This window comes from Micromonospora sp. MH33 (assembly GCF_003013775.1).
Classification (GTDB): Bacteria; Actinomycetota; Actinomycetes; order Mycobacteriales; family Micromonosporaceae; genus Micromonospora; species Micromonospora fulviviridis.
The window spans coordinates 1-1,048 of record NZ_MUYZ01000655.1 but is presented as its reverse complement, the minus strand read 5'-3'; the positions used below and the strand labels follow the sequence as shown (position 1 = coordinate 1,048).

General features: G+C 79.0%; 1 protein-coding gene and 1 pseudogene. Both read left to right on the top strand.

What is annotated here, in order from left to right:
• Positions 1-283, top strand: a pseudogene (locus B0E53_RS36720) (aminotransferase); the annotation flags it as partial.
• On the top strand, positions 283-1,048 hold a 766-nt coding region (locus B0E53_RS36715), incomplete at its 3' end, for a nicotinate-nucleotide--dimethylbenzimidazole phosphoribosyltransferase (protein ID WP_107079940.1). The pseudogene B0E53_RS36720 and the gene B0E53_RS36715, both read left to right, overlap by 1 nt.

The window sequence follows — 1,048 nt, the reverse complement described above, 5'->3', positions numbered from 1 at the left end:
GGGCGCGGTCGCCGCCGGGCTCGCCGCCGACCGCGACCACCTGGTGGCCCGCCTGTCCGGCCTGCCCGGCGTACGCGTCGTCGGCCGGCCCGCCAGCGCCTTCGTCCTGGTCCACCTGGCCGGCGCCGCCGCCGTACGGGAGCGGCTGCGCGAGCGCGGCTGGGCGGTCCGCCGCGGCGACACCTTCCCCGGGCTGGGCCCGGACTGGCTGCGGATCGCGGTGCGCGATCCGGCGACGACCGACGCCCTCACCGACGTGCTGGCGGAGATCCTGGAGGCATGATGTTGGAGTCCACCGTCGCGGCGATCCGGCCGCTCGACGAGGCCGCCATGGCGGCCGCCCGCGAACTCCAGGGCCGGCTGACCAAGCCCGCCGGCTCCCTCGGCGCCCTGGAGCCGCTCTCCGTACGCCTCGCCGGCCTCGCCGGGACCTGCCCGCCGCCGCTGCCCGAGCCGGCCGCGGTGGCGATCTTCGCGGGCGACCACGGCGTGCACGCCCAGGGCGTCACCCCGTGGCCGCAGGAGGTCACCGCCCAGATGATCGCCAACTTCCTGGCCGGCGGCGCGGTGGTCAACGCGTTCGCCCGGCAGGCCGGCGCCTCGGTCACCGTGGTGGACGTCGGCGTGGCCACCCCGCTCCCGGTCGAGCCGACCGCCGACCCGGCCGGCCCCCGCCTGATCGCGGCGAACGTGCGGCCCGGTACCCGGGACCTGACGGTGACCGCGGCGCTCACCCGGGACGAGGCCCGGGCGGCGGTGGAGACCGGCATCCGGGTCGCCGGGGAGCTGGTCGACGCCGGGGCCGGCATCCTGCTCACCGGGGACATGGGCATCGGCAACACCACGCCGGCCGCCGCGCTGATCGCCGCGTTCACCGGGGTCGACCCGGCGGCGGCGACCGGTCGGGGCACCGGCGTGGACGACGAGACGTACGCCCGCAAGGTCGGCGTGGTGCGGACCGCGCTCGACCGGCACGCGCCCGACCCGGCCGACCCGCTGGGCGTGCTGGCCGCGGTCGGCGGCCTGGAGCACGCCGCGCTGGCCGGGC